We start from the raw sequence: 26,508 nt of genomic DNA on the forward strand, positions 1-26,508 counted from the left end.
TTATCATCCTTTATGCCGTCGCCGTACGGTGAAACACCTTCGCAAACTGCGTATACCGCTCCACTTGGCGGCGGTCGACGTCATAGCCGATGCCCGGGGCGTCCGGCACGCGGATCAAGCCGCCGTGCACCTCAACTTCCGGCGTGATGATATCCCGCTCCCAATAATGCGACGACGCGGCAGTGTCGCCGGGAAGGGTGAAGTTTTCCAACGTCGTGATCGCGATGTTGTGGGCGCGCCCGACGCCTGCCTCCAGCATCCCCCCGCACCAGACCGGCGCACCGCGCTCAGCGCAAAGATCGTGGATGCGCTTCGCCTCGCCAAGCCCGCCAACGCGCCCGATTTTGATGTTGATGATGCGGCAGCTGCCAAGGTCAAGCGCCTTGCGCGCATCGTCATAGGAACGAATGCTTTCATCAAGGCAAATCGGCGTCTGAAGAAGCGGCTGCAGCCGAGCGTGATCGACAAGATCGTCAGCGGCGAGCGGCTGCTCGATCATCAGCAACCCGAATTCATCGAGCGCTTTCAGCCGATCCGCATCGGCAAGCGTATATGCTGAATTGGCATCGGCCATAAGCGGCACGTCAGGAAACGCGCGCCGCACGTCGCGGATGACATCAACGTCCCATCCCGGCTTGATTTTCACCTTGATCCGCCGGTACCCTTGCACCACATACCGTTCCATCACCTGAAGCAGATCGGCAACCGTCGGCTGGATGCCGATGCTGACGCCGACTTCAATGTCCTTTTTCGTTCCTCCGAGAGCTTGAGAAAGCGGAACGCCGAGCCGCTTGGCGTACAAATCCCATACCGCCCCCTCAAGCGCCGCTTTCGCCATGTTGTTTTGGCGGATGGCAGAAAAGCGCTTTGACAGCTCCTCCGGGTGGTGAATCGGCTCAGCCAACGCAAGCGGCACAAGGAAATCCTCGAGCATATGCCAGTTCGTTTTCACCGTTTCCTCGCTGTACCACGGGGCGGAAAATGCGACCGATTCACCCCAGCCGGAAACGCCGTCGCGATCGACAACTTCCACTAAAATCAACTCTTTCCTTTGAAACGTGCCGAAGCTCGTCGTAAACGGCGCCTTCAACTCCATTTGCAAATGGCGCAATATGACGTACTCGATGTTGATCGTCATTCTTCTTCCCCTTTCTGCTGCCATCGTTCACTCCGCCGCTTCCATATGTAATAAAGCACCCCTTCCTCCAGGCAGCGCCAAGCGCCGGCGGCAATCCATCCTTCCACAAGTAGCCGCTGAAACAAGGCGCGCGTCGCCAGCCGCCACTCAAGCGCCAGCGCGAAATCCTGCTCTTTCAGCTGCGGAAAGTCAAGCGGGATGGCTGTCAACAGCAACGGCGCCGCTGTTCCATCGATGTCTCTCCGCACCGGCTGCAACAGACCGTCAGCCCTTTGCCCTGCCTCGAGCACCGTCAGGCTTCTGGCCTTGAGAAGATCAGCTTTAGCCAAGCTCCGCTCCCCGGTCGGACGCTCATCAAGCCGCCATTCGACGATGAAGCGGTCAGACGGCAGTTGACCGTTCAACGCGTCATTCATTTCGCCGTAGCAGTTTTCCACATACTCGACGCCAACAGCCCCAAGCTTCGCCAAGTTCAAATAGCCGTTGCGGCTTTGCAGCGGATCATACGTCCAGCGGATGACTCGGTAGCCGCGCCGCCGCGCTTCTTCCGCCTGCTTCCTTTTCAGACGGCAGCCGATTCCTCGGTCGCGAAAGGAAGCATCAATCCCCATCATATGGGAACAAAGATACACTTCCCCGTTTCGAAACCCAGGGAAGCTATACACAAAGCCGACGAGTTTCCCGTCCATATACGCGCCGATCACAATGCCGCCGTTTTTTGCCGCCGTCAACGTTTGATGGAGCGGAACCGGCGCTGTTTTCCAAATCTCCTCCTCAAGCTTGGCCATCTCTTTCAACTGTTCGATCGTCTCAATGATTTGCAGTGACAGAGACACGCTCGTTCTCCCCCTGCAGCGCAAACGTATTGATGACCGTTCGCGCCAAAATTTCCACACCGGAAAGCAAATCATCGCGCCGGAACGTCATGTTCGGGTGATGGAGCCCCGGACGCAAGTCACAGCCTAACCCGAGCATCGTTGTCTTCAGCTCCGGTTTTTGAAAGGAATAAAAATGGAAATCCTCTCCTCCCGACGTCACAACCGGCGGAACGCATTTTTCCGTCCCCAAGGCCGCGATAATCGCCTCCTCCATCAGCCGCACCGCATCTGGATCAGGATGAGCGGCCACGATGCGCGTCCGTTCCACCAGTTCAATCTCCGCCCCATAAATGGCAGCGACCCCGTTGATCACATGACGCAGCCCTTCAACGAGCCGCTCCATCGCCTCGTTCGTTTGCGCCCGCAAATCAAGGGCGAATTCCGCGTAGTCCGGGATCGTGTTCGCATCTTTTTCACCGGCGTGAAACTTCGTCATTTTGATCGACGCCGGCACTTGGGGATCGACATGAATTTTGCCGAGCTCTTGCACAATGGCGCTGCCGACTTCAATGACATTGACGCCTAAATGCGGCCGCGCCGCGTGCGCCGCCACACCGCGGATCCGCCCTTCGATGCATTGCGCCGCCCCATGGATGATCGCCGGCGCCGCATATCCGCCTTTCACTTCTTGAATCGGCCGCAGGTGAACGCCGTATAAAAACGACACGCCGTCGACCGCTCCTTTTTCGATCAGCTTTAACGCCCCTGTTCCTTTCTCCTCGGCCGGCTGGAACAAAAACCGGAGCGTCCCCGGCGGCTCATAGCCGATGCGGCGAAGCAGCTTCGCCACCCCGAGCACGATCGTCATGTGGGCATCATGCCCGCACGCATGGTTCGGCTGCCAAACGCCGTTCACTTCTTGCCAAAGCGCATCCATATCGCTGCGCACCCCAACCGTAAACGGCCCGGCGCCGATTTCCGCCACCACACCCGGGCAATCGGCAAACGTCCGCACCCGATATCCTTCGCGCTCCAACTCTCGGCGGAGAAATTCAGTCGTTTGCCACTCTTCCCAGCTGATTTCTGGATGGCGGTGAAGGTGATCGAAAACCTCCCATAGCTCCGCTTTCATCTGCTCGATAATGTCTTTCATTCCGCTCTCCCCCGCTGTTTCAAAATCGATAGAAAAAACATCGTTATATTCATTATAATATTCAGACAAACAAATACAACGATAGGCAAATGATTGGAAAAAACAGACACGTGCCATTACGGGCGGCGCTTTACCAGCTGGTTGACGACCTCAGAAAAAATGAGCCCCATCGCAATCGCCCCGGAAATCATGAACGCTTTTGCCGCCAACGGAATCGCTGCATTGTAGTCGTTCATGACGACATGACGCATCGCTTCAAATGCCGTCCCACCTGGAACGAGCGGGAGAATGCCAGGAACAATAAAAATGGTTGCCGGCGCCCGATAGCGCCGAGCAAACGCATTGCTTAAAAAGGCGACGAAAAACGCGGCTATAAACGTCGCAATCACACTGTCTACGCTCGAACGTACAGCAAACGTATAGGCCGCCCATCCGCTCATCCCGACAAATCCGCTATGCGGCAACAGCCGCGGCGGAACATTAAAAATCATGCCAAACAACGTTGACGCCACAAAGCTAAGCAGCAACTGCATAACAATCATGACCTGTGCTCCCTATCATCGAATAGATAAAACAAAGGCGATGCCAGTGCCGATCGCAAACGCCGTCAAAAACGCCTCGGCCCCGCGCGACAATCCGGCGATGAGATGGCCGGCCATTAAGTCACGCACCGCGTTCGTAATGGCCAGCCCCGGCACGAGCGGCAACACCGAGCCGATGATCATGTTCCCGACGTCCCCGCCAAATCCGGCCTGCACCATTAACAATACGAGCCCCCCGGCGACAAAAGAAGCAAAAAATTCCGCGAAAAACCGGATTTTCACAAACCGATGCACCATCTCAAAACACCAAAATGCCACCCCTCCGGAAAAAAGCGATGGGAAAAAGTGAACCATCCCTCCAATCAATGACGCAAAACAAGCACTCGCTAACGCTGCGGCGGCGGTTTGCTGCCAAAGAGGGTAACCCATCGGGGCGCGCCCGATATCCTCGAGCTCCTTTCGCGCCTTTTCAAGCGTCAATTCACCGCGGCTAATGCGCCGGGAAATATCGTTCACGACCGCCACTTTCGCTAAATCAGTCGAACGCTCGGAAATGCGGATCAATCTGGTTGAGTCTGTCCCTTCAACAGAAAAAATAATGGCCGTTGGTGTGACATAACCATGGGAGCGCGGCATGCCAAACGAAGCAGCGATGCGCGTCATTGTATCTTCCACCCGATACGTCTCTCCGCCGCTTTCAAGCATCAATTTTCCCGCTAATAAACAAACCTCAACAATATCATCCACCCGCTCCGTCATAACCGGTTTGCTCCTTTCGTTTTCGCTCGGCATGGCATTGGCCATCCCGTTTTCCCCTGCCGGGCGCTCATCGCAAAAACAAACTCCCACCAAACAAATTGGCAGGAGCCGCCTCGGATATCGTCTTTGTCAAACTTGTTTCCATTATAGCAAACAAGCGGTTGACTGCCAAACCGTGAAGGAACTCTCACCATTTCCCTTTCTTTCCTATTTTTCTGTTTCTTTCGCCTGATTTTTCGCTCTCACAGTCGAAAAATAGCGCACCGGCGGAAGACGAGACAGCGGTTCAACAAAATGAACAAACGAACACCAGCACAAAAATAGAAACGAACTCGTCCCCCACGCAAGCGATCAAGATAGAAACAAAAGGGAATATGTACCATAAAACTGCTGCCAGCGCCAAAGCAAACGGTCAAAAACACCAAGCGGCGATTGCTGTGAACAAACAAACAGAGTCTCGTGTCTCGGGTTCCCATTCACAACAACTGAAGCAGGCAGCTGCACCGCAAGTGAAAGCCGACCATCCGGCAGGCCAAGGGAAACAGAACAAGCAAGAAAACAATAGAAAATGAGTTCCGAATGACATACTCCCGCCACCTGCGTATTATGAGTTCTTCATTTAAGATGAGAAAGGGGCTGACCCCATAGCCATCAAGTTAAGAAAACAGGAATAAATATATGCCTGATTTGACCATCCTTTTGAAGACCTCATAATGTCTTAGAAAGGGTGGTTTTTTTGAAGACGTCCTTATCTCTCCGAGAAGAATGGCATTGTTTTTTAGACGGATTAAGAAGCGTGTTATCGTGCGAAGAACTTGAACATATGGCCCGAGATCATCAATTTATTCAACGAAAGGGGAAATTACGCGCCCATGATTTTGTGGCACTTTGCACATTTCTCCAGGAAGGAGGCGGTCAAAAATCATTGGTGCAGCTTTGCAGTGCTCTAGCTCTCAAGCAAAACACCTTTCTGAGTGCGGAAGGGCTCAATCAACGGTTTAATGAAAAAGCGGTGAGTTTCCTCAAAGCGGTGTTTGAAAAACTGCTCATTCATCAGACTCAGGAAGCCCGTCACTTATGTCAAAGACATTCGCTGTTTCGCCGGATTCGCATTCTCGATTCCACGTCGTTTCAACTGCCTCCTGAAATCCGGGGGATTTACGAGGGATGTACGGGGCCTGGGGTGAAAATTCAGCTAGAATATGAATGGCTAGAAGGGAAGTTTCTCCATGCGGATGTCGAAGATGCCCGTCATCACGACGCCGCCTACGGAGCGTCCCTCCTATCGACCATCCAAGAGGGAGACCTTTGTTTGAAAGACTTAGGCTATTTTTCGCTTGAGGGATTGCAAGCCATTCATGACGCCGGAGCCTTTTATATTTCCCGGCTCAAACACAATGTAGGGATTTACCAAAAAGAAGGAGACCGATTTCGAAAATGGGAACCAGAGGATTTCCTTGCGGTGTTACAACCCGGAGAAACCATGGAACTGGAACATGCGTATGTCAGTGGAAAGAAAGTTCATCAACCGCGGCTCATTGTGTATCGGCTGACCGAAGAACAGGAGCGACAGAAGGAAGGACAATGGAAACAGAAGGCGAAACGAAAAGGGGCCGCGTACGTGACGCGACGCCCCCACTCAATATATGTATATATCACCAATATTCCAGCGATTTATACCTCTTTGCACGAAATTCATACGCTGTATTCTCTTCGCTGGCAAATTGAAGTGGTATTTAAGACATGGAAATCCCTGTTTCACATTCATCGATTCAAACCGATGAAAGGGGCTCGCTTTCAGTGCCACCTGTATGGAACGTTGATTGCCTTATTGATCAGCTCCACTGTCATGTTTAAAATGCGGGAATGGCTCTATCGAAAACAGAAAAAGGAATTGAGCGAATATAAGGCGATGAGTATGATCAAGGAGTTCGGTATGGATTTCTTTCAAGCCTTATGGTGTTCTGAGGCGTTAGTTGTCCAACTCCTTTTAAAACTGTGTGACATCATCGCTCAACACGGAAAAAAATCAAGGCGTTATACAAAAAAGAGCGCTTTAGACATTATCGAGAGTTTGGTCATCATGCCGGTGTCATAAGAAATTCCCGCCTCATATACCATGAAAAAAACCTTCTATAGGGAAGGTGTATTTGGCATGCCTATCTTTATATATTCTCACGGTCACAGCCTCCAAAGATGAAAAGTGAAGCCTTGGAGCTACTCGCTCCAAGGCTTCACTTGATGGCTATGGGGGCTGACCCAAAAGGCTGTCTGACTTCAAGATAGACACGAAATATAGTGCGGAAGAAGCGGTCAATGCCGTATATAGAGAGACGAAAGGGGGTGTCCTGATCCTTTTGGGACACCCTCTTGGCGTTTGGCCATGTGCAACGCCGCTCCCTTTTCCCTGTTTCTTCAGTTGCCCGTTTTGCTTTCGACCGCTTCTCTCCTTTACGCTCACGTCGAATGATGGCGGTTCTCCCGCTCCGAGATGATTTTCGAAATACGGACAAACCCCAACATACAGAGAATCGTGATCCCCCAACCAATGCCTTCGCGAATGACAATCGCACGGTCAAACGCTTCGACGTCGTAGCGAACGATCAAGTACGCCTTAATCGCCGCCAACAGCCCGTCGCGCAAAGCAAAACCAACAGTGATCCATTGAAAAAGTGAAAAGACATCACGTTCCAAAAACCGTCTTTTCATGACCGAGCGCGGAGCCCCCTGCATTTCCACAAAATCAAGAGAAAAATAAAGCAACAACGGGCGCTTGACAACGACCGTCACCAAAAAAAAGACAGACAAAACAATCGAGTACCAGACGTCATTCCATAACATCTGCAACGCAGAGCCAGCGAATATGTTCAACAGCGTACTAACGGCCAGATTAACAATCAAAAACGTGCCGAACCATTGCACTTTGCGAATACGCCAATAGCGATAAACGGTATAAACCGCTCCCGGCACGGTACAAATCAACATCGCCCCGTACTCCCCAACCGGGCTGCGCAATGCATGCCAGAGCACGATCGGAAACACCACATAGAATACGACATCAAACATGACCATCCGCTTCCCCACCACTTGTCTCCTCACTCCCCCTTTCTCTTTTCACATACGCCCTCATCATTCACCGAGTTCCGCGCCAATGACTCGCATCCTTTTAGCCTCAATCCAAGCCGACACCTCTCCCACCCCCGCTTCCTCTCCATCAGCGTGAACGGGGACGGGAGCGGCGGGGCGAATGTGCACGTTCCGCCCGGCAAACACGGAAACTTCTTTCATTCGCACATGCCCGCCCCAAAATACGGATGAACCTCCCCCACTTACGCCTGTAGGCGTCGAAGTGGGGGTTTCTTGTCGAAAACCAACCAAGAAGAAGCGAAACAACGTTTCTTGGTGTCCGCAACGCGCAACACCATCTTCTTGATTAGTTTTAGACAGGGAACTCAATCCCTAGTGGTCATAACGGCAGATATCTCCCGACATCTTGCCTCCCACCGTAAGCAACTATGGTGCGAACGGATTTCTCCTCCCATAGGGGCGGTCCGACCCATCTACTACTTCTCACTTACGTGATCCGTAGATACGTTGGCGGTTGAATGGAAATCGGGATCATTTTCCCGTATAAATATTTTGTTAAGATATTGCTTGCGCCGTGAATGTCGCGATGCTGCTCGTAACCGCAAGCACAACGATAATTGCGATTTTTCACTTTGTTTCGTTTTCCACAAACAGGGCATGTTTGTGACGTGTAAGATTCATCCACCTTTTCAATGGTAATGCCTTTGGCTTCTAATTTGTATTTCAAATAGTCATAGAGTTTGCCAAAACTCCAGTTGGACAATTTCTGATTCGTATTTTTATTTCGTTTCTTTTTGGTATTGCGCTGTACTCCTTCGACATCACCAACAACGACATGTTTGATTTGTTGCTCCAAACACCAGTCCACAAATTCTTTCGTCGTTTTATGCAAACAGTCTTTCAGTTGTGCTTCGCTTTTCGATAAAATATATTGCTTCGCACGGTTATATGTTTTCCATTTCCTTGATCCTTTTTTGCAGCGGGACATCAGTTTTTGCAGTTCTGCCAATTTTTTATTTCTCAATCGATGAATGGAACGCATTTTTCTTCCGGTGATGATGATGCTGCTTCCGTTTTCACTGACGGCACTGATGGCGTGAATCTCTCCTTGGTCAACAGCGGCGATGTTGGTTCCAGTAGAAGAAGATGCTTGTTTTCCGTCCTCATAAGACAAACAAAACTTGAGTCCTCGGTCATAGACGAGTTCGACTTCTTTGACTTCCCCTTCCGGAACATGGTGGAGTTTTATTTTTAATTTAGGAAGGCGCTTTCCATCCGGTCCTTTCGTGTTGCCGAGACTTAAGTAAAGGGTGTTTTTTTCTATCGAAAAAGCTTGATCGACCCATTTTGGGTTGAAGGTTTTCTTCATTTTGTAAGGGAAACGGATGTTTTTATCACTTTTTCTTGCTTCTTTGGCAGAATCCCTTGCTTGCAAAAATTTATGAGCGACGGCTTGGATGGTTTGACTGTGAATAGGGTATTTGCCTTTTAGCTCTTTTTGTAATTCGGTTTGGGTGATCCAATGATTCCCTAAACGATAATAATAACGGGCTAATTGCACACAATCATTCCAAATCACCCCACAAATCCGTCGGATGTGGGATAATTTCTCTATAGTTTCTTTGTTCGCAGAAAAGCTTGTTTTTACGGTTCGGTACATATTTTCACCTCCTTACTTACTAATATAAAGTATTTACACGAGTGTTGATTATCCAAAATTAGACATACGCCTTCCATAAATTTGGGCATACTCAAACAAAGCAGCGGCCATCCCGGATTTCCAATCGAGAGGAAGCTGCCCAGAGAAAAAACGGCGAACGAACGAAATGAAGGAAAGAGAGACGTTCGTCCGTTTTTTGGTTTGATCATACAGCCATCGCAACAGCACATACGCGATGAATGCCGCAAACAGTTGGTTGTATACCGCATTTTCCGTCGTGCCAAACAAGGTCGGGACATTCAGATATTGCTTCACCCAACGGAAAAAGATCTCAACAGTCCAACGTTGTTGGTACATGTCGGCAATGGTTTCCGCAGACGCATGGAAGAGGTTCGTCACGACCCGAATGTCGCGGCCATTCGCATCTCGAAAGATCACCACCCGGTGACGCTTGGTGGAGCGGCATTGTTTCGTTCCCAACTGGCACGTGAAGTCGGCTTGAACCGATGAAGATGCGCTCGGAAGGCGGTTCAAGCTTTTTTTCTGATGAAGTTCGATGTTGTCCTTCATCCGAATGACAAACAGCTGATGCTGCTCTACAAATCGATCGAGGCGTTCGATTTTGAAATACGCCCGGTCTTCCACGAGCACTTGTTGAGGGTTCGTCAACTGTTCTCCCACTGGGCCATCGTGACGCAGCCCGGTCGTTTCCACCACGTCTGCCGGCAACGAGGATTCCGGCGAATACGCGACGTGCAGCTTCACTCCGGCGCGTTCGCCGTGATACGGCGCCCATGGCAGGCGGTTTTTCCCGACCGTGACGGTCGTCGAATCCACCACCCGAAGCGGTTTGGGAAACCGAAGCGAGCGGCGGGTTTGGCGGTTGCACTTGGAAATGATCAACGCCAACAAGCGTTTCATGATGTCATAGGGAACTTCTTTCGCTTTCTTGGATACAGTTGAATAATGGAATCGCGGCAATCCATACAGAGGCCCCACATCGGCTCCGTGGCGAAAGCTTTTCCATTGATGCATGGCGGCCAGCAGGAAGAAGTGAATCAACTCGCGCAACGTAAAGGTTCGAGACGAATCACGATACCCAACCGCTTCGGCAATCAGTTGAATCTCTTCATCCGAAACAAGTTTTTGCATCAAATTCGGGAGTGTGGTATGCTTGTTCATAGAGAGCACCTCCTGGGTTTGTTTGTGTCGCTACTCACATTCTACAGGAAAGGTGCTCTTTTTTCTATACCCTTTGGATTTTATTGGATAATCAACACGCCTGAAGTATTTATTTTCGAAAATATATATATAGGTTGTAATAAAGAATTTCTGACCTCCATGTCCCGTCTTTACTTTATCACCTAACAAGCTGGCACGGTGACAAGAAGAGCGAACAATGCCATGTAAAACAAAATTGCAACTTATATATATATTCTTTTTCATTGATTTACCCATTTTTTTCTTTTTTTTGATCAAAAGTAAAAAAAAGAACGCCGTGTATCCCCCACCTACGCTTCGCTTAGAGGTGGGGGACTTACGGCGTATGGGTTGTTAAAAACAGCGCAAGAATTTTCCAACGAGGCATCGGCCCGACGACCGTCACATGAAGCAAGCCGTCATCACCCCGGGCGGACGGGGCGATGCGCATACCTCCGCCGTAGTACGGATGATTGGACACAGTCGCCATCCAAGCTTGCTGAAATGAATAGTTTCGCCCGTCAATGCAAATGTCAAGATCGACGGGTCGGTAGCGGAATAGCTCTGTCACTAAATAAAGCACGTAAATAAGCGAGCCAAGCCCAAAACGATTGAACCGCCCTTTCCATGCCGAACGGTTGGCCATGCGGGCAATATGGGCGTCAAAACCGCAGCCGACGCTGTTGGCAAACGCGCCGTCGGGCACGGCGCTGCTGGCAAAACGGCCGAGATCGAAAGACAAAACCCTGCCTAGCCGAACGTCACTCAACAGCCGTTGGAGCGCCTGTTTCGATGTTCGGGCAAGACGGAAGCCGCGGACAAAGTCGTTTCCCGTTCCGGCCGGAATGCAGCCAATCGCAACGTGCGGAAACGAACTCGCTCCGTTCACCACTTCATGCACGGTCCCGTCGCCCCCGACCGCCGCGATCACCGTCGGCTCAGCGCTTTCCTCGCCAATTCGTCGGGCGATTTCCTTTCCTTCTCCCTTTCGGCTCGTCCAATATGCCTGATAGGCGATTCCTTCCCGATCCAGCAGCGGCTGCAGCTGCTTCCAAATGAACACGGACCGGCCGTTTTTGGCGGCTGGATTGATCATGAAATAAAGGTTCATCCTCTTCCCCCATTCATAATCCCTTTTCTTACCTATTGGCGGTTTGCTTCATTATTTCCTCTCATCGAAATGAGAAAAATCCGAACCCGCAAACCGGATTCGGATTCTCCGTCATTCCTCGCCAATAATTTTGACTTCCAATTCGAGATCGACCCCGAATTTTTCCTTCACGGTTTTGCGCACCATGTCGATCGTCGCGATGTAATCGGCAGCCGTCGCATTGTTTTTGTTAATGATGAATCCGGCGTGCTTCGTCGACACTTCCGCACCGCCGAATCCTTTTCCCTGAAGGCCGCTGTCTTGAATGAGCTTGCCGGCAAAATAGCCCGGCGGCCGCTTAAACACGCTGCCGACCGACGGATACTCAAGCGGCTGTTTCGATTCGCGCTGAAATGTTAAATCATCCATTTTCGCCTTGATTTGTGCATAGTCGCCCGGCTGCAGGGAAAAGACGACTTCAAGCACAATATCATGCGTCCGGCTGATGATGCTTGTTCGATAACCGAGCTCCAGTTCCTCGTTTGTCAATGTTTTCAACTCACCGGCGAGCGTCGCCACCTTGACATGGTCAAGCACATCTTTCACTTCCCCGCCGTACGCTCCGGCGTTCATCATAATCGCCCCGCCGACCGACCCCGGAATGCCGCAGGCAAACTCCAACCCGGTGAGATGTTGTTCGAGCGCGAACCGCGACACCGCTTTAATATCCGCTCCGCTTTGGGCGATCACGTTGTTTCCTTCACGCCAAATGCGGTTGAGATGCTTCAGCTGCATGACAATGCCGCGCAGCCCGCCGTCGCGGATGATGACGTTCGAACCGTTGCCAAGAAGGGTAAACGGCAGGCCGTACTCCTCTTTCAGCCGCAACACCTCGATGACTTGCTCGTACGTTTCCGGCCAAACGAGAAAATCAGCCTTGCCGCCGATCCGCACTAATGTATGGTTTTTCATCGGCTCATCGCGCAGGACGTTTCTTTCCCCACAAATCTCTACGAGTCTTTGATAAATATGTTCCGCACGTTTCATCGTTCTGTCTCACCTTCTTCGCTCATTCCATGCCGCTTGGCGGCATTCATTCCACATCGTTTCCATTATCGCCGGAATCGCGCCGCATATCAAGTGGGCAATGTTCCTTAATTCTGTTTTATTCGGGACTGGGCGGAAAGGTGACGTTCGAAGGAAGACGAGATGTTTATGCCTCTTTCAATATGGAAAAGATGATAACAATCAATCATAGTGTAGGAGGGAGTCCATTGTACGACACGTTAGCGGAAGTCAGCGCCATTCTCGGCCGGTCGAAAGAGGCGCTCAGCCAGTTTCAAGCGATTTTAGAGCCGACGATTGAAAAGGCCGCGGACGACCATGAACGGCTGTATTGGCATCATATTTACGAAGAAGAGGAACACCGGTTTGACCGTTTGACCGCCTTGCTTCCAAAGTTGGAGGAGGCATTGGCGGACGAAGCATTCTTATCGCGGGAAAACGGCGACTTTTTGCGCCTGTTGCAAGACATCAGCCTTGAAAAATTCGGCTTGCACAACTTTTTGGAGCATCTCGATTTGTCCCTCTTCCACTATAAAGGGACGGAACATGAACCACCCATTACGGCACTGCGCGACATGACCGCTGCGGACTACCAGCGGATGAAAGCCGCTCTCGAAACGCTCAATCGCGCGCTGGACGCGCCGGTTTCCCTCGCCGCTTCGGTGCCGACTGACGAAAAAGAGCATCAAAAAGACCATTTGAAACTGGCGCAGTACGCCGTCCCGCCTTCCGACCCGGCGCCTGTCCGCCCATCGATCGGAACAAGACGGCAGCTGACAGTCGGCAGCTTAAAACACGGATAAGAAAGGAGAGTAAACATGGATAAAACGAAGCTGTATCCAGAAGCCCCGCTCACAAGCAGCCAATGGGGCGAGCTTGACGAACTGGTCATTGAAACGGCGCGGCGCCAGCTCGTCGGCCGCCGATTTATCGATTTGTACGGTCCGCTCGGCGAAGGTGTCCAGTCGGTCGCCAACGATATTTATATGAACCCGGAACAGGGGGACATGAGCTTCCACGGCAAAGAGCTGAGCCTTTCCGAGCCGGCGCGCCGCGTGCATTTAACGATCCCGCTTTTGTATAAAGACTTTATTTTGTACTGGCGTGACATTGAACAGGCGAAACAGCTCGGCAGCCCGATCGACTTTTCCGCCGCCGCCAACGCCGCCCAGCAGTGCTCGCTGCTTGAGGACGATTTGATTTTCAATGGTTCAACTGAATTTGATGTGCCGGGCATTATGAACGTCAAAGGAAAAATCGCCCACATTCGCAGCGATTGGATGAAATCGGGCAACGCCTTTACTGACGTCGTCGAAGCACGCAACAAGCTGCTTCAGCTCGGCCATACCGGCCCATACGCGCTCGTCTTGTCGCCGGAATTGTATGCGTTGATCCACCGCGTCCATGAAGGAACGCACGTGCTTGAAATTGAGCACATCCGCGAGCTGATGACCGCCGGCATTTACCAAACTCCGGTCATTAAAGGCAAACGCGGGGTCGTCATTGACACCGGCCGGCAAAACATCGACCTCGCTGTCGCGGCCGACATGCAAACTGCGTTTTTAGACACAGAAAATATGAACTACCTATTCCGCGTCTATGAGTCCGTCGTACCGCGCATCAAACGTCCAAGCGCCATCTGCACGCTCGAGGATCCGAACGAGTCAGCATGAGCAGCGCCTAATCCGGAGAAGCGGCACGCGGGCTTCCCTTGCCATCAAACAGCAAGAACGGCATATGGCCAGCGATCCGCGCCATGAAAACGAGGCACAGCAAATTCCCTTTAACGAAGACGCGCCCGGACGATAGGGGAGATCGCCGGGCGGTTTCTTGATTTTCCCATTAAGCGGTGCGGGCCGTTTGTCCTTGAACGTTGGAGACGAGCAGCGACAATTCGGGGCTGAGCGCCTCAACACCGATGTCATCGATAATCATTTTCGCTTCCCGCCAAAAATGAACGGTATAACTGCCTTCATAAATCTCAAAGAGGCGTTTTAAATAGCGCCGCTTGTTGTTGATGGCTTCCCGTTTATAAGCGGCGTTGTTCAGCTCACGAATTTTTTTATGTTCAGGCGCAGAGATGACGCTGATGTCATGAACGTTGACGATGAGCCGTTCCCCTTGTTCGGTCACAAAACCGACCGAATAGTATTGGGCGCCTAGTTGATCGATATGAACGATGCAGACGTTTCGATATTCTTCGCCGGAACGGAGGCGGAGAAGCGCCGCTTCCACCGCGCCGCCGACTTTTCGCTCGTTGGCCAAAATCGCTTTCATATCGCGCAGTCCGTTCATCGGAATGCCCATGGTGTCTCCCCCTTGTCCCTAGCCAAGATGGCGTTTTCGCAATTCCTTTTACTATTATGATACCAATCATTCATTCGGATGTAAATGAGATTCATTTTCAAACTAACCATGTAATTTAAAGGAGATGTGTAAAAAAATGGGTAAAACATTCACGGTCGGCTCACTGAAGCCTGCCGTCCGGCCATCGGAGCGCTCCATTTCTGCCGCGCCGCCTAAGCCCGATGGGCCGTCCGCCGTGCGGCCGTCTGTCATTCAAATCGAACAAAAAGGGAAAACGTTCACCGTGCAGCCAGCCCCCGGCGTTTCGCTTCTTGACGCCGCCCTAGGACAAGGTGTTCTGCTCGATCACAAATGCAAAAAAGGAACGTGTGGCCGTTGCATGGTCACCGTTCTGGCCGGCGCTCACCTTCTCGCTCCGAAAACGCGGCGCGAGCGCGAAAAAACGGATCAACCAGCCAAACGGCTTGCCTGCCAAACACAAATCCAATAAGCCGAGCGCTATTTTAGCACGATCGGCTTATTTTTTCCCATGCAACCGCTCCCACCTACTTTCTCTCATTGCCTGACTCTTTACGCCATGGTATGATGGTGAGAAATACAAAAAACGGAGGGGATGCCTATGAGAACGGTCACCTTAACCGACGTCTTTGCCCATCCGATTGCGCAAAAATATTTAAAACGATCCGGCCTCGCCCATGCCATCACCGCGGCGTACCATGCCTACCACCTTGCCCTCCGCCACGGAGTGAACGTCGACTTGGCGACAAAAGCGGCACTGCTTCATGATATCGGCCATTACACATGGTACAAAAACGGCCGTTGGGACTACGAACAATACCGGCAAAACGACATCCATGCCATCAAAGGGGCCGAGCGCGCCCATAAGCTGCTGATCCGCCTTGGCGAACATCCGCAAAACGCTAAGGAAATTGCCCTGGCGATTTTGCTTCATACCGATTCCTACCTTCCAGAAGGAGAATGGAAACGAACGCCGCTCCAAGCCATCGTCAAATGGGCCGACGAAGCCGACGAGGAGCCCGGCGGCCGCCACCATTATCGAACGATCAGCGACGACTTAGCGTGGAAAAAAATCCGCCAGCTCGACGAACTCGTCAGCCGTCAGCACGGAAAAGAGCGACTCGGGGATATTGTTTGACCGCTTGCCTTGATGTCGCCATTCCCCTTGAACAGACGCGAAACATCGCCACGAACAATGTATGCTCTGAACGGAAACAGCTCACCCTTTCATCAGGTGGGCTGCTCGCGCGCCAGCGACACAGAACGATACACACCATCGAATGCCCTCTTATATCCTCATCGTCCACTCACGCTTTAAGACTGCTTGGCACCATCTGTCCCGCCAAAACGCCCGCCGCCGTTCTTCCCAAAAAAAACGGCAAGCCTTGGAGCACCGCCGCAACGCACCGTTTTCCTGCACTTACCGCTCTCTTCTCCGTAAATGTTCAATATGACGCCGCACCCGCTCGGTGTAATGCGTGCTTAAAAGAGATGCCCCTTCATCAAGAATAATCGAAGCGTACGATTCGCTTGGCGCGATTTCATCCAACTGTTTCTCGACGACAACGTACGTGAGGGCGGAAACAAGCTGTCCCTTACACTGCACATCGACGTATTCACGACGGTACACGCCGGCTGGGACGCCCTCGCGCCAATCAAGTTCCGTCACATAGCGCGCCGGAATTTTGTACAGCACGCCTTCGACCCGGTCGCCCGGAGAAGGGACGATATCTGCGACCCCTCCTTGCCGACCGCGGGAATACCGGGTGAACGCCAACCGGTGATCGTCAAGCACCGCTCGGCCCATCACCTCAAAATGCGGGACAGTGCAGCGAAAATCGCGTTCGCTCATGCAAGAGCCATAGGCAAAGTACATCACTTCATCTTTGGAATGGAGAAACACCATCCAATCACCTCCAAAAACTTGTTTGGCGTGTTGCTCAAGCCACTCTTTTCGTTCTAATGGGTACACGTACGTGTAACACGTGTACTTCTCGCCATCAGCATCTATGGCGGTCACGGTGATCCGTTCATAATGGTTAGGCTGTCCCGGGCCGTGATACCCTTCAAGCTGGTCAAGTATGGCAAGCGCCGTTTCCGGGTCGCCAAGCTGGTTATAGGCGATGGCGCTTGAACCCAGCTGAGCGAAACGTTGAAAAATCGCTTCCCCCCCTCTTCAGCCATACCTCGTCATTGTCGTGCTCCTCTTCCACGAGCCACTGATTCAATTGCTCGCGCAGCCGTTCGATTTCCTGTTTTTTCCCCACTTCTCCCGTCCCCTTTCGCATTCAAAAGCAAGTTTTTTCTCATTATACCAAGGTAAGGCGCCCAAGCCTACCGTCCGACAACAAGCCGCAACATCTCTTTTCCTTTTCTCTTCCCCATTGTATAATGCAGCGAGAATCCCTCCGTTAATCATGTTTTCCGGTAAAAAACCGCGTTGGACGATGCCCCAACGCGGGTTTCCTTACAGCTCATCAAACCCATTATCGACTTGTACTTTCGTATACTGGCGTGGTTTTTGCTCGAAGAAGTCTGATTTGCCAAGGTCAACTTCTTCATACGCTTTAATCCAGCGGAGCGGGTTCGTCCGATAGCCGTCAAACGGGCGGTCAAATCCGAGCTGGTGGGCGCGGACGTTGGCGTAAAACTTAATGTACGCTTCCAAATCAGCCAAGTCGATGCCATCGATGTCATTCCCAATGATTTCCCGAGCCCATTCGATTTCCAGCTCTGCCGCTTTCATAAACGTGTTCCGGACGAAATCGGCAAGCTCCGGCGTCCGATACTCTGGGTATTCGTTCAACACTTCCTTGAAAATTTTTGTAAACAAATCAACATGAATGTGCTCGTCACGGTTGATGTAATTGATCATCGTGCTCGTCGCCACCATTTTTTGCTGGCGCGCGAGGTTGTAGAAAAAGGCGAACCCCGAGTAGAAAAACAATCCTTCTAAAATAACGTCAAAGACGATCGACCGCAGCAAGTTCTCCACATTCGGCTCTTCGGCAAACGCCTTGTAGCCGTTCGTCACAAAATCGTTCCGCTTGCGCAGCGTCGGTTCGTTCCGCCAAAAGTCGAATACTTCATCTTGCTTCGCTTTCGGCACAAGGCTCGAGAGCACGTACGAATAGGAATGGTTGTGAATGACCTCCTGCTGGGCGAGCATGATCATGAGCGCATTGATGCTCGGGTCCGTAATGTAATCGGCGACGCGCCCAGCGTAGTCGGTTTGGATGCTGTCAAGCAGCGCCAAGAGTCCGATGATTTTCAAAAACGCCTCCTGCTCGCGGTCGGTCAGCTGCGGAAACTGCTTCACATCTTGCGACATATTGATTTCAAACGGCGTCCAAAAGTTGGCGAGCATTCGCTTATATTTCGCATACGCCCATGGGTAGGCGATATCGTCCCAGTTCAACACATTCGAGCAGCGGCCGTTGATGATGCCCGTCGAACGGTTCGGCGCCTCTGGATCCATAATCGGCCGTTTGACTAAGCTGATCGTCATGGTGTCGATTCCTTCCTTTCTCTTTCAAGTATCATGATGCGCGACCAACCGCGGACGCCCCTCCCGCACAAGGAAGGGAAAGCCCGACCAAAGGCGTTTGTTGCGCCCCATGGTCAGCTCGCACAAGAATCGCACTCGTCGATCGTCCCCGATGTCGAACGCACGTAATACGTCGTTTTCAACCCCGACTTCCACGCCGTCAAATGCAAATCGAGCAGCTCTTTTGCCTTAATCGTGTTCACGACGTAGAAGTTAAAGGAGATGGCTTGGTCGACATGGCGCTGGCGGGCGGCGTTTTGCTTGATGCTCCAGCGCTGGTCGATATGGTACGCCGATTTGTAATACCATGTCGTCTGTTCGTTTAAATCCGGCACCGTAACGGGAATCTTATAATCTTTCTTTTCCTCGGCGTATACTTTTAAGAAAATGGGATCAATGCTCGCCGTGCTGCCAGCGATGATCGACGTCGAGGCGTTCGGGGCGATGGCCATGATATAACCGTTGCGCATCCCGTAGCGGGCCACATCTTGCTTCAGCCGATCCCAATCGAGTTCACCGTGGCTTTGGTAGCCGCGCCGCTCAAAATAAGCGCCTGTCTGCCAATCCGATCCTGGAAACGCCGGGTAGCTCCCTTTCTCTTTGGCGAGCTCCATGCTCGCTTGAATCGCCAAATACGCGATCGTTTCATACAGCTCGTCGGCATAGCGGACCGCTTCGTCCGACTCCCAGCGAATGCCTTTTAACGCCAACAAATGATGCCAGCCAAAGGTTCCAAGCCCGACAGCGCGGTATTTTTCGTTCGTCAGGCCGGCTTGCAGCACAGGGATATTGTTTAAATCAATGACATTATCGAGCATCCGCATTTGAATCGGGATGAGCCGCGCCAAAACGCCGTCGGTCACCGCCCGCGCCAAGTTGATCGACGATAAGTTGCAGACGACAAAATCGCCTGGGATTTTCTCAATGATGATCGTCCCGTCTTTCACATATTGCCGCTTCGTCACTGTCGGGCTTTGGTTTTGCGCGATTTCCGTGCAAAGGTTGCTGCAGTAGATCATCCCGAGATGGCGGTTGGGGTTTTGCCGGTTCACTTCATCGCGGTAAAACATAAACGGCGTCCCCGACTCGAGCTGGCTGCGCATAATGCTTTTCATCACGTCGATCGCCGGCACTTTTTCTTTCGACAGCCTTGGTTCGTTGACGCATTGCCAATATTTCTCGCGGAAACTCCCGCGCCCTTTTTCCTCATCATAAAAATCTTCCAAGCTAAACCCCATCACCTTCCGCACTTCATGCGGATCAAACAAATACCAGTCGCCGCGCTGTTCGACTTGCTCCATGAACAAGTCCGGGATGCACACGCCGGTGAACAAATCATGCGTCCGCAGCCGTTCGTCGCCGTTGTTGAGCCGCGCATCGAGAAACGCAAAAATGTCTTTATGCCATACATCCAAATAGACGGAAATGGCCCCTTTGCGCTGCCCCAGCTGATCGACGCTCACCGCTGTATTGTTCAACTGCTTCATCCACGGGATGACGCCGGAGGAAACCCCTTTAAATCCTTTGATGTCGCTGCCACGCGAACGGATTTTGCCTAAATAGACGCCGATGCCGCCGCCCGATTTCGACAAATTGGCGATGTCGGTGTTGCTGTCATAAATTCCTTGCAAGCTGTCATCGACCGTATCGACAAAGCAGCTCGACAGCTGGCCGTATGACTTTCCGGCATTGGCAAGCGTCGGCGTCGCCACGGTCATGTATAAGTTGCTCAACGCCCAATACGCTTCCTTCACGAGCTCAAGGCGCCGCTTGGGTGGTTCATTCGCCATTAGCGTCATGGCGATGACAAGAAACCGCTCCTGCGGCAATTCATACAGCCGCCGCTCATAATCGCGGGCCAAATACCGATCCGCGAGCGTGCGCAGCCCGATGTACGTAAACAGCTTGTCCTTCTCCGGATCAAGAAACGCACCGATGGCATCAATTTCTTCTTTCGTATAACGTTCAAGCAGCAGCGGACTGTACACCCCTTGTTCTGTCAGCGCAACAAGCAGCGAGTAGAAATCGCCATACCGCTCGCGCTCGTCATACCCACGCTGCCGCGCCGCTTCACGGTACAATTGCCGCAAATACAGCCGGGCGCACACAAATGTCCAGTCCGGCTCATCTTTATCAATGTAAGAAAGTCCTTCCAAAATAGCCGTTTGGTGCAGCTGTTCTACCGTGACGGACTCCTTTCGACTGAGAAGCTGCCAAACACGCTCGACGTATTCATCAAGCGACAGACGGCCGAATCCAGCGGCGGCTTGCCCAATCAGCGACGCAAACTCTTCACGTGAAAAAGAAACCGGCTTCCCTTGGTCATCGATGATGATCATTTTCGTCAATGCGGTCATTCGTTTCCCCACTCCTTCAATAAAAAATCCGCTCGGGCAGGCGAGCGGATGAAACGACAGACGGAAAAAAGGCATACGAAACCCTTTTTCTTTTCCCCTATCGTTTCATCTTCTCACACCCCGAAGAACATGAAACGTTCCAAGCAAGGCAGGTCTCCTGACTCGTGCATCGTCCTACTTTGGGGCCTTCCCAGCGGCGCGCCGAATGGCTCTTGCCGCCAGTGGCCATCCCATTTCGTCCGCACATACAGTTGCGGGGGCAGTTCCGGATTCACACCGGATTCCCTATTAAGTCCTGATGGACACCGTTGCTTAGCATAACAATATGTAGTTGTAAAAAAAGACCTCAAAACCAATATATAGTAGTTTAGTATCCTGATGGAACAAGCATATACCAAAACCGGGAAAATTGCAAGAGCGGGAGAAAGCAAATTTTCTCTTTCGCTTCGCCAAAGGCAAGGAAACTGTCCGCACCATCGAAAAAGGCGTTCTAGGTGTCTCCCTTAGAACGCCCTGTCGTTTCCCTGCTACGCCTCCAAAACAGACGCTGGCCGCTTCTCGTTTTGTACGGATTGAGCAAAATCGTACTTCTTTTCCACATAGACTTGATGCCAAACCATAAACGCCAAGACCGTCCACAGCTTGCGGCTATGATCCGCCTTGTGGCGGGCATGTTCATCCAGCAGCCGATAGAGCACGTCCTTATGGAACAGATGATCAGTTTCGCTTTCGTTGATGAGCTGTCTCGCCCAGTCATACATTTCGTTTTTCAGCCAGTGGCGAATCGGCACGGGAAACCCTAATTTTTTCCGGTTTAACACATGATCCGGTACGATGCCCTCGGCCGCTTTGCGCAAAATATATTTCGTCGTGCCGTTGGCTGTTTTCATGTCAGGGGCGATTTGCCTAGCAACCTCAAATACCTTTTTGTCTAAAAAGGGAACGCGCAGCTCAAGCGAATGGGCCATCGTCATTTTGTCCGCTTTGACTAAAATATCGCCCCTTAGCCATGTATGAAGATCAATATACTGCATCCGGTTGACGGGTGGGTAATGAAGCGTTTCGCGGTAAAAAGGAGCCGTCACCGCCGTATATTCGCGCCCCTCTTGGTACGTTTTGAGCAACGCCGCTTTTTCCTTTTCGCTATAGATTTTCGCATTGCCGACATACCGTTCTTCAAGCGGCGTCGTTCCGCGCTCCAAAAAGCTTTTTCCTTTCATTCCGTCCGGAAGCATCTTCGCGATCACCCGCAACACCGCTTTTACGATGTTTGGCATGCGCGCAAACAGCCGCAACGACTCTGGTTCGCGGTAAATGTTGTAGCCGCCAAACAGCTCGTCCGCCCCCTCGCCGGAAAGCACCACCGTGACATGCTTTCTCGCCTCACGAGCGACAAAATACAGCGGCACAGCCGCAGGATCGGCAAGCGGATCGTCCATATGCCACATGATTTTCGGCAACTCCTCCATATACTCCTGCGGCGAAATGACATAGCTTATGTTGTCTACCCCAAGCTTCTCTGCGGTTTCTTTTGCGACATCGATTTCGCTGAACCCTTCCCGCTCAAACCCGACGGAAAAAGTCTTCAAGTGCGGATGGAATTGTTTCGCGATGGCGACGATGAACGATGAATCAATGCCTCCCGACAAAAACGCACCGACCGGCACATCGCTGCGCATATGGACGTTGACCGAATCAAACAGCGCATCGCGGATTTTCTTTACAAGCTCCTCTTCCGATTGGCGAATGGGCTCGAAGGATGCCTTCCAATAACGATGAATGGTGAGCGGTTTTCCGACTTTTTTCTTGAGATAATGCCCCGGCTCCAGCTTGTAAATGCCGGCCGACATCGTCAGCGGCTCAGGGACATATTGGAACGTTAAATAATGCTGCAGGGAATCACCGTTTGGCGATTCCTGTCTGAGGGCCAGCAAGATGCTTTTCTTTTCCGAAGCGAAAAACGTGCGATCTCCTTGCTCCGCATAAAAAAACGGCTTAATGCCGAACGGATCCCGCGCCGCAAACACCGTTTTCTCTTGCTTGTCCCAAATGACAAACGCAAACATCCCGCGCAGCTTTTCGACCGCTTTTTCTTTTTCCGCGCTGTAAAGGGCAACAATCACCTCGGTATCCGAATGCGTCGCAAACGAATATCCTTTCGCCGCCAGCTCTTCCCGCAATTCAAGATAGTTGTAAATTTCCCCGTTAAAAATGATCCAATATCGATCGTTTTCATAAGACAGCGGCTGATGTCCCGCCTCCAGATCGATGATGCTCAAACGCCGAAAACCAAAACTCACGTAGTCATCAAAAAAATACCCCTCATCGTCGGGGCCGCGATGGGTAATCAGGCGGTTCATCTCCACCAACGTTGTTTTCCATGTTTGCTCAATCGCTCTTGGGCGATCATGAATACAGCCAATAAAACCGCACATGGCGATGATTGTCCCCCCACTTTGCTAAGAAGAATCCAAAAACAACACCAAAAACCTTTTTGTTTAAAACTAAAATGATTTATACAAAGACACTTTCATTCTATCGTACACAACATCAAGTTTCAAAAACAATCTGTTTCCATTTTTTCAGGAAAACTGCTTGCAAGATTTTCAGTTTCTCATAATATTAACGATAAAATATGGAGAAAGTGTGAATTTCACCATTTTTGCACATCGATCTGTTACTATAAAAACACACACGTGTTATAAAGGAGTTGAGAATGGCTTGTTAGCGTTTATCCTTTTTTTGACTTTTCTCATCGTTTCCCTTTGTTTTGTTCTCTTGAGAAGACCTCTAAACGGGAGGATGGATCAACTGTCGCTCGGATTGTATATTTCCTGTTTCTTGCTATTGGCCGCCTCATTATCCTATTATGCAAGTTCGGCCCAGACAGGCGATGCCATCAAAGCCTTCATACAGAACAGAAACAGCAGAGAAACCAATCCGTCCCCCAGCAATCAAGCAAAGGAGGCGAATCGATCAGTTGCCTCTTCAAAGAAACAAGCGCTAAGGACATCCGTCCTGATTGACGCCCCCCTTTTGTCTCAGCTTCCGGAACTGCCGAGGGGATGCGAAGTAACCAGCTTGGCCATGCTCTTGAATCATGCCGGCATTCGCGTCGATAAGATGACGTTGGCGAAACAAATCAAGAAAAATCCTACTCCGTATCAAGTGCGAAATGGCCAAGTGTTTTACGGCCACCCAAATGAAGGGTTTGTCGGCGATATGTATACGTTATCGAAGCCTGGATACGGCGTGTACCATAAGCCGATCAAGCAGTTGGCTGAGCGGTACTTGCCGAACCAAATCATCGACTTAACAGGGCAATCGTTTGAGAACATCTATACATACTTGGCCAAAGGCACACCGGTTTGGGTGATCACCAACACCACCTTTCGTCCTCTTCCTCCCTCTGCCTTTCGGGAATGGCAAACCCCGCAAGGCCCGATCAAAATCACGTACCGGGAACACGCGGTGCTCATTACGGGATACGATGAGCAGTACATTTATTTCAATGATCCATTGACCGCTGTCAAAAACCAAAAAGCGCCGAAACAAGACTTTATCGACGCTTGGGTTCAAATGGGACGGCAGGCGATTACCTACCACCGTTAGACATCGGTGAATCCGAATCGCTTGCCTTTTTTGAATTTACCGCAACCGTGCCGGGAACGTATTGGTATCATTCCCATCAAAAAAGCGCCGAACAAGTGGACAAAGGACTGTACGGAACATTAATCGTAGAACCGAAAAATGAAGAAAAAGTCGATCGAGATTACACGCTTGTATTCGATGAATGAAAAGTGCCCCGTCATCACTTCGGGGCACCTTCCGTATATTATTTCACATCATATCCTTGCTCTTCAATCGCTTCTTTCAGTTTTTCTACGCTGACCTTTGTTTCATCATACTCCACATCAACCGTACCTTCTTGCAAATGCACCTCTACACGGCTGACGCCATCCAACGCTTGAAGGGCATTGGTCACCGCCGCTTTGCAATGTCCGCATGTCATTCCTTGTACTTGTAATGTAATCGTCATCATCCATTCCTCCCTCTAGAAATGTTGATGTATCAAGGCTTTTCGGCCTCTCAGGGGTGTCCAAAAAATATTTTTCGACAAAATCCCTTACATCCTTTTTCAGTTTTGTGGATATCTTACAGACCTAGGGTGCGCTTCGCGGCCACGGCTGGGGATATTTTCCTTCCGTGGGGAGAAGCGTATTCGATGCACCCTTTGGATCTCCGCGTCGCTGATGAGGACGAACCCTCCCATGTCTCCGGGCGTCTTCGCGCCAACATTCCCTCGTTCGGTCTCGTCATCAGGCGGAGGCCGGCCAAGCTCCTTTGGGGACTCAAGGTCGAATGGATAAAATCACGCCAGCTTCTCCGGTGTCATCTGGTTGTCCAACGATTCTTCCGTTCGCAGGGGGAGGCCTTAGGCCGCCCGTTGCACCTGGGACAAGACGTCCTGTTTCATTCGCTCCGCGTCAAAGGCTTGTTTCTTCGTACAAATCGCAAACAGCACATTCAACAGCTTCCGGCACAAGGCGACGATGGATTGCTTTCCGGTCAGCGGGTTGACGGATCGGGTCGTGTAATATTCATGCAGCTCGCGAAACGCCTCGTTGTGCCGAATCAGCGGAATCATCGCCCGAAACAGCACCGATCGCAGCCGTTTCCGTCCCCGTTTGGAGATGTGCTTTTGCCCTTTGCGCTGGCCGGAGGAGTTCTCCTTGAGCGTCAGGCCCGCCAACTTCACCAATTGACGCGGGTCCCGATAATGGGCGAAGCTGCCGATCTCCGCCAGAAGATCGATAATCGTGGCGTCTCCCAACCCGTCGACCGTTTTCAACCATTGATACTCCATCGTCGTTTGAACCAATGCCTTCAACTCGGCGTCCAGTGCGGCGATCTCCGCCTCCAATTGGCGGTATCGGCGGACGAGCGCGGCGATCTCAAACCGGGCCATCGTCGTCCCTTCCGTCACCCCAATCGAGTCCTTCGCGGCGTTGATCAACGCCTGAATTTTGGCCTTCTGCGGGCATTTCAGCCCTTCGCTTTGCCGGTACACCTCGATGAGCTCCTCGGCGGTCCGACCCGCCATATCGGCCGGAAACGGCGTCCACTCCAACACCGAAAGCGCCGTTTTTCCCAGATCGCGAAACACCATCCAAAACTCCGGAAAATACCGGTCGGTCCAGCGGATGATCGCATTTTTCACCGCCGTCTGTTCCTTGCGGAGCTTCTCTTTGAGCGTGCTTCCCACGCGCAAATCGGCTTCGATCTCGTGCAGCAGCCGGGGGACGAGGAATCGTCCGTCTTTCGCCAGTCTGGCGATGACTAGGGCATCTTTGGCGTCATGTTTCGTCGGCAGGTTGTCATCGAGTTCTTTCGACCGGCACACATGCGCCGGGTTGACCATGACCAACGGGATCCCGTGCTCCTCGAGGAAGTAGGCCAGGTTCAACCAGTAGTGCCCGGTCGGCTCCACCGCGACGATCACCTCTGACTTCCCGAACGCTTGCATCGCCTCCTGAATCGCTTCATACAGCTGGCGAAAGCCCTCTTTCGACTGGAAGATCGGGAACGATTTGCGAAGGACACGCCCCCGGTCATCCACGAAGCAGGCGTAGTGGGTTCGTTTCGCGATATCGATGCCCACGACAAGCGTTTGTTCGGTGACTTGATCAATTTTATAGTTTTGTGTACAATTCATCTGAAGTCCTCCTTGGTATGGTGAGTGATGTGTTTGACACCCCTGCATCAT

Annotated in this window: 25 protein-coding genes, 2 pseudogenes and 1 riboswitch; of the genes and pseudogenes, 7 read left to right on the forward strand and 20 right to left on the reverse strand. The window is 51.6% G+C overall.

Annotated features, from left to right (window positions below):
• Positions 1–10: 10 nt before the first annotated feature.
• The 5 genes from menC to CWI35_RS05580 form a co-directional block, all read right to left on the reverse strand.
• Positions 11–1,138: an o-succinylbenzoate synthase gene (gene menC / locus CWI35_RS05560; RefSeq protein WP_094239769.1), complete on the reverse strand. Its 1,128-nt coding sequence runs from the start codon at positions 1,136–1,138 to the stop codon at positions 11–13.
• Positions 1,135–1,974 (reverse strand): GNAT family N-acetyltransferase, encoded by an 840-nt coding sequence (locus tag CWI35_RS05565; protein WP_094239768.1) that lies wholly within the window; start codon positions 1,972–1,974, stop codon positions 1,135–1,137. The genes menC and CWI35_RS05565 overlap by 4 nt, the downstream gene beginning before the upstream one ends.
• The gene (locus CWI35_RS05570) at positions 1,949–3,109 is read right to left on the reverse strand and encodes a M20 peptidase aminoacylase family protein (RefSeq protein ID WP_094239767.1); all 1,161 of its coding nucleotides are present in this window, start codon (positions 3,107–3,109) and stop codon (positions 1,949–1,951) included. Before CWI35_RS05570 ends, CWI35_RS05565 begins: the two co-directional genes overlap by 26 nt.
• A 116-nt stretch (positions 3,110–3,225) precedes the next feature.
• Positions 3,226–3,651: a threonine/serine exporter family protein gene (locus CWI35_RS05575; RefSeq protein ID WP_020754483.1), complete on the reverse strand. Its 426-nt coding sequence runs from the start codon at positions 3,649–3,651 to the stop codon at positions 3,226–3,228.
• A gap of 15 nt (positions 3,652–3,666) precedes the next feature.
• The gene (locus tag CWI35_RS05580; protein ID WP_033005157.1) at positions 3,667–4,410 is read right to left on the reverse strand and encodes a threonine/serine exporter family protein; all 744 of its coding nucleotides are present in this window, start codon (positions 4,408–4,410) and stop codon (positions 3,667–3,669) included.
• Positions 4,411–5,146: 736 nt separating this feature from the next.
• Between CWI35_RS05580 and CWI35_RS05590 the strand changes: the two genes are divergently transcribed.
• Positions 5,147–6,508, forward strand: coding sequence for an IS4 family transposase (locus CWI35_RS05590; RefSeq protein ID WP_033011274.1), 1,362 nt, complete (start codon positions 5,147–5,149; stop codon positions 6,506–6,508).
• Positions 6,509–6,867: 359 nt separating this feature from the next.
• On the opposite strand, the gene CWI35_RS05595 is transcribed toward CWI35_RS05590, so the two are convergent.
• The 6 genes from CWI35_RS05595 to murB all read right to left on the reverse strand — a co-directional run bounded on the left by CWI35_RS05595 (position 6,868) and on the right by murB (position 12,494).
• On the reverse strand, positions 6,868–7,494 hold the full coding sequence (locus tag CWI35_RS05595) for a VC0807 family protein (RefSeq protein WP_119877564.1): 627 nt from the start codon (positions 7,492–7,494) through the stop codon (positions 6,868–6,870).
• A 45-nt stretch (positions 7,495–7,539) separates the two neighbouring features.
• Positions 7,540–7,698 (reverse strand): hypothetical protein, encoded by a 159-nt coding sequence (locus CWI35_RS05600; protein WP_240432142.1) that lies wholly within the window; start codon positions 7,696–7,698, stop codon positions 7,540–7,542.
• 286 nt (positions 7,699–7,984) lie between these two features.
• A complete protein-coding gene (locus CWI35_RS05605; protein ID WP_119877565.1) occupies positions 7,985–9,157 on the reverse strand; it encodes an RNA-guided endonuclease InsQ/TnpB family protein in 1,173 nt (390 codons plus the stop codon).
• 48 nt (positions 9,158–9,205) lie between these two features.
• The gene (locus tag CWI35_RS05610; RefSeq protein WP_119877566.1) at positions 9,206–10,339 is read right to left on the reverse strand and encodes an IS4 family transposase; all 1,134 of its coding nucleotides are present in this window, start codon (positions 10,337–10,339) and stop codon (positions 9,206–9,208) included.
• Between the two features lie 355 nt (positions 10,340–10,694).
• Positions 10,695–11,468, reverse strand: a complete 774-nt coding sequence (locus CWI35_RS05620) for a diacylglycerol/lipid kinase family protein (RefSeq protein ID WP_240432146.1) — start codon at positions 11,466–11,468, stop codon at positions 10,695–10,697.
• A gap of 111 nt (positions 11,469–11,579) precedes the next feature.
• On the reverse strand, positions 11,580–12,494 hold the full coding sequence (murB, locus tag CWI35_RS05625) for a UDP-N-acetylmuramate dehydrogenase (protein ID WP_015374224.1): 915 nt from the start codon (positions 12,492–12,494) through the stop codon (positions 11,580–11,582).
• A gap of 227 nt (positions 12,495–12,721) precedes the next feature.
• On the opposite strand from murB, the gene CWI35_RS05630 reads away from it, so the two are divergent.
• Positions 12,722–13,315, forward strand: a complete 594-nt coding sequence (locus CWI35_RS05630) for an IMEF encapsulin system ferritin-like cargo protein (protein ID WP_014195239.1) — start codon at positions 12,722–12,724, stop codon at positions 13,313–13,315.
• 15 nt (positions 13,316–13,330) lie between these two features.
• Positions 13,331–14,185: a family 1 encapsulin nanocompartment shell protein gene (locus CWI35_RS05635; protein ID WP_119877568.1), complete on the forward strand. Its 855-nt coding sequence runs from the start codon at positions 13,331–13,333 to the stop codon at positions 14,183–14,185.
• A 169-nt stretch (positions 14,186–14,354) separates the two neighbouring features.
• Here the strand turns inward: CWI35_RS05635 and CWI35_RS05640 are convergent, their stop codons facing one another.
• The gene (locus tag CWI35_RS05640; protein WP_011230416.1) at positions 14,355–14,819 is read right to left on the reverse strand and encodes a hypothetical protein; all 465 of its coding nucleotides are present in this window, start codon (positions 14,817–14,819) and stop codon (positions 14,355–14,357) included.
• Between the two features lie 136 nt (positions 14,820–14,955).
• On the opposite strand from CWI35_RS05640, the gene CWI35_RS05645 reads away from it, so the two are divergent.
• Together CWI35_RS05645 and CWI35_RS05650 are read left to right on the forward strand one after the other, a co-directional pair.
• Positions 14,956–15,309 carry a 2Fe-2S iron-sulfur cluster-binding protein gene (locus tag CWI35_RS05645; RefSeq protein ID WP_021321427.1) on the forward strand — a complete coding sequence of 118 codons (354 nt, stop codon included), beginning with the start codon at positions 14,956–14,958 and terminating at the stop codon, positions 15,307–15,309.
• A gap of 129 nt (positions 15,310–15,438) precedes the next feature.
• Positions 15,439–15,975 carry an HD domain-containing protein gene (locus CWI35_RS05650; protein ID WP_013146000.1) on the forward strand — a complete coding sequence of 179 codons (537 nt, stop codon included), beginning with the start codon at positions 15,439–15,441 and terminating at the stop codon, positions 15,973–15,975.
• 282 nt (positions 15,976–16,257) lie between these two features.
• On the opposite strand, the gene CWI35_RS18520 is transcribed toward CWI35_RS05650, so the two are convergent.
• The 6 genes and pseudogenes from CWI35_RS18520 to asnB all read right to left on the reverse strand — a co-directional run bounded on the left by CWI35_RS18520 (position 16,258) and on the right by asnB (position 23,176).
• Positions 16,258–16,743 carry a gamma-glutamylcyclotransferase family protein gene (locus CWI35_RS18520; protein WP_223813623.1) on the reverse strand — a complete coding sequence of 162 codons (486 nt, stop codon included), beginning with the start codon at positions 16,741–16,743 and terminating at the stop codon, positions 16,258–16,260.
• A 60-nt stretch (positions 16,744–16,803) separates the two neighbouring features.
• Positions 16,804–16,998: pseudogene (locus CWI35_RS18750) on the reverse strand (gamma-glutamylcyclotransferase family protein); the annotation flags it as partial.
• Positions 16,952–17,104, reverse strand: coding sequence for a hypothetical protein (locus tag CWI35_RS18530; RefSeq protein ID WP_023633957.1), 153 nt, complete (start codon positions 17,102–17,104; stop codon positions 16,952–16,954). The pseudogene CWI35_RS18750 and the gene CWI35_RS18530, both read right to left, overlap by 47 nt.
• Before the next feature lie 200 nt (positions 17,105–17,304).
• Positions 17,305–18,345 carry a ribonucleotide-diphosphate reductase subunit beta gene (locus CWI35_RS05660; protein WP_119877569.1) on the reverse strand — a complete coding sequence of 347 codons (1,041 nt, stop codon included), beginning with the start codon at positions 18,343–18,345 and terminating at the stop codon, positions 17,305–17,307.
• Positions 18,346–18,458: 113 nt separating this feature from the next.
• On the reverse strand, positions 18,459–20,816 hold the full coding sequence (locus tag CWI35_RS05665) for a ribonucleoside-diphosphate reductase subunit alpha (RefSeq protein ID WP_119877570.1): 2,358 nt from the start codon (positions 20,814–20,816) through the stop codon (positions 18,459–18,461).
• 55 nt (positions 20,817–20,871) lie between these two features.
• Positions 20,872–21,067: riboswitch (cobalamin riboswitch) on the reverse strand.
• Positions 21,068–21,268: 201 nt separating this feature from the next.
• Positions 21,269–23,176, reverse strand: coding sequence for an asparagine synthase (glutamine-hydrolyzing) (asnB, locus tag CWI35_RS05670; protein WP_011230407.1), 1,908 nt, complete (start codon positions 23,174–23,176; stop codon positions 21,269–21,271).
• Positions 23,177–23,462: 286 nt separating this feature from the next.
• Here asnB and CWI35_RS05675 point away from each other — a divergent pair, with 286 nt between their 5' ends.
• Both CWI35_RS05675 and CWI35_RS05680 read left to right on the forward strand, forming a co-directional pair.
• Positions 23,463–24,353 carry a C39 family peptidase gene (locus tag CWI35_RS05675; protein ID WP_013146009.1) on the forward strand — a complete coding sequence of 297 codons (891 nt, stop codon included), beginning with the start codon at positions 23,463–23,465 and terminating at the stop codon, positions 24,351–24,353.
• A 29-nt stretch (positions 24,354–24,382) separates the two neighbouring features.
• Positions 24,383–24,535, forward strand: a pseudogene (locus CWI35_RS05680) (multicopper oxidase domain-containing protein); the annotation flags it as partial.
• Positions 24,536–24,576: 41 nt separating this feature from the next.
• On the opposite strand, the gene copZ reads toward CWI35_RS05680, so the two are convergent.
• Both copZ and CWI35_RS05695 read right to left on the reverse strand, forming a co-directional pair.
• The gene (copZ, locus tag CWI35_RS05685) at positions 24,577–24,780 is read right to left on the reverse strand and encodes a copper chaperone CopZ (protein WP_011230404.1); all 204 of its coding nucleotides are present in this window, start codon (positions 24,778–24,780) and stop codon (positions 24,577–24,579) included.
• Between the two features lie 396 nt (positions 24,781–25,176).
• Positions 25,177–26,457, reverse strand: a complete 1,281-nt coding sequence (locus CWI35_RS05695; protein WP_119877354.1) for an IS110 family RNA-guided transposase — start codon at positions 26,455–26,457, stop codon at positions 25,177–25,179.
• Positions 26,458–26,508 lie beyond the last annotated feature (51 nt).

It is taken from the genome of [Bacillus] caldolyticus (genome assembly GCF_003595605.1).
In the GTDB taxonomy this organism is placed as follows: Bacteria; Bacillota; Bacilli; order Bacillales; family Anoxybacillaceae; genus Geobacillus; species Geobacillus thermoleovorans.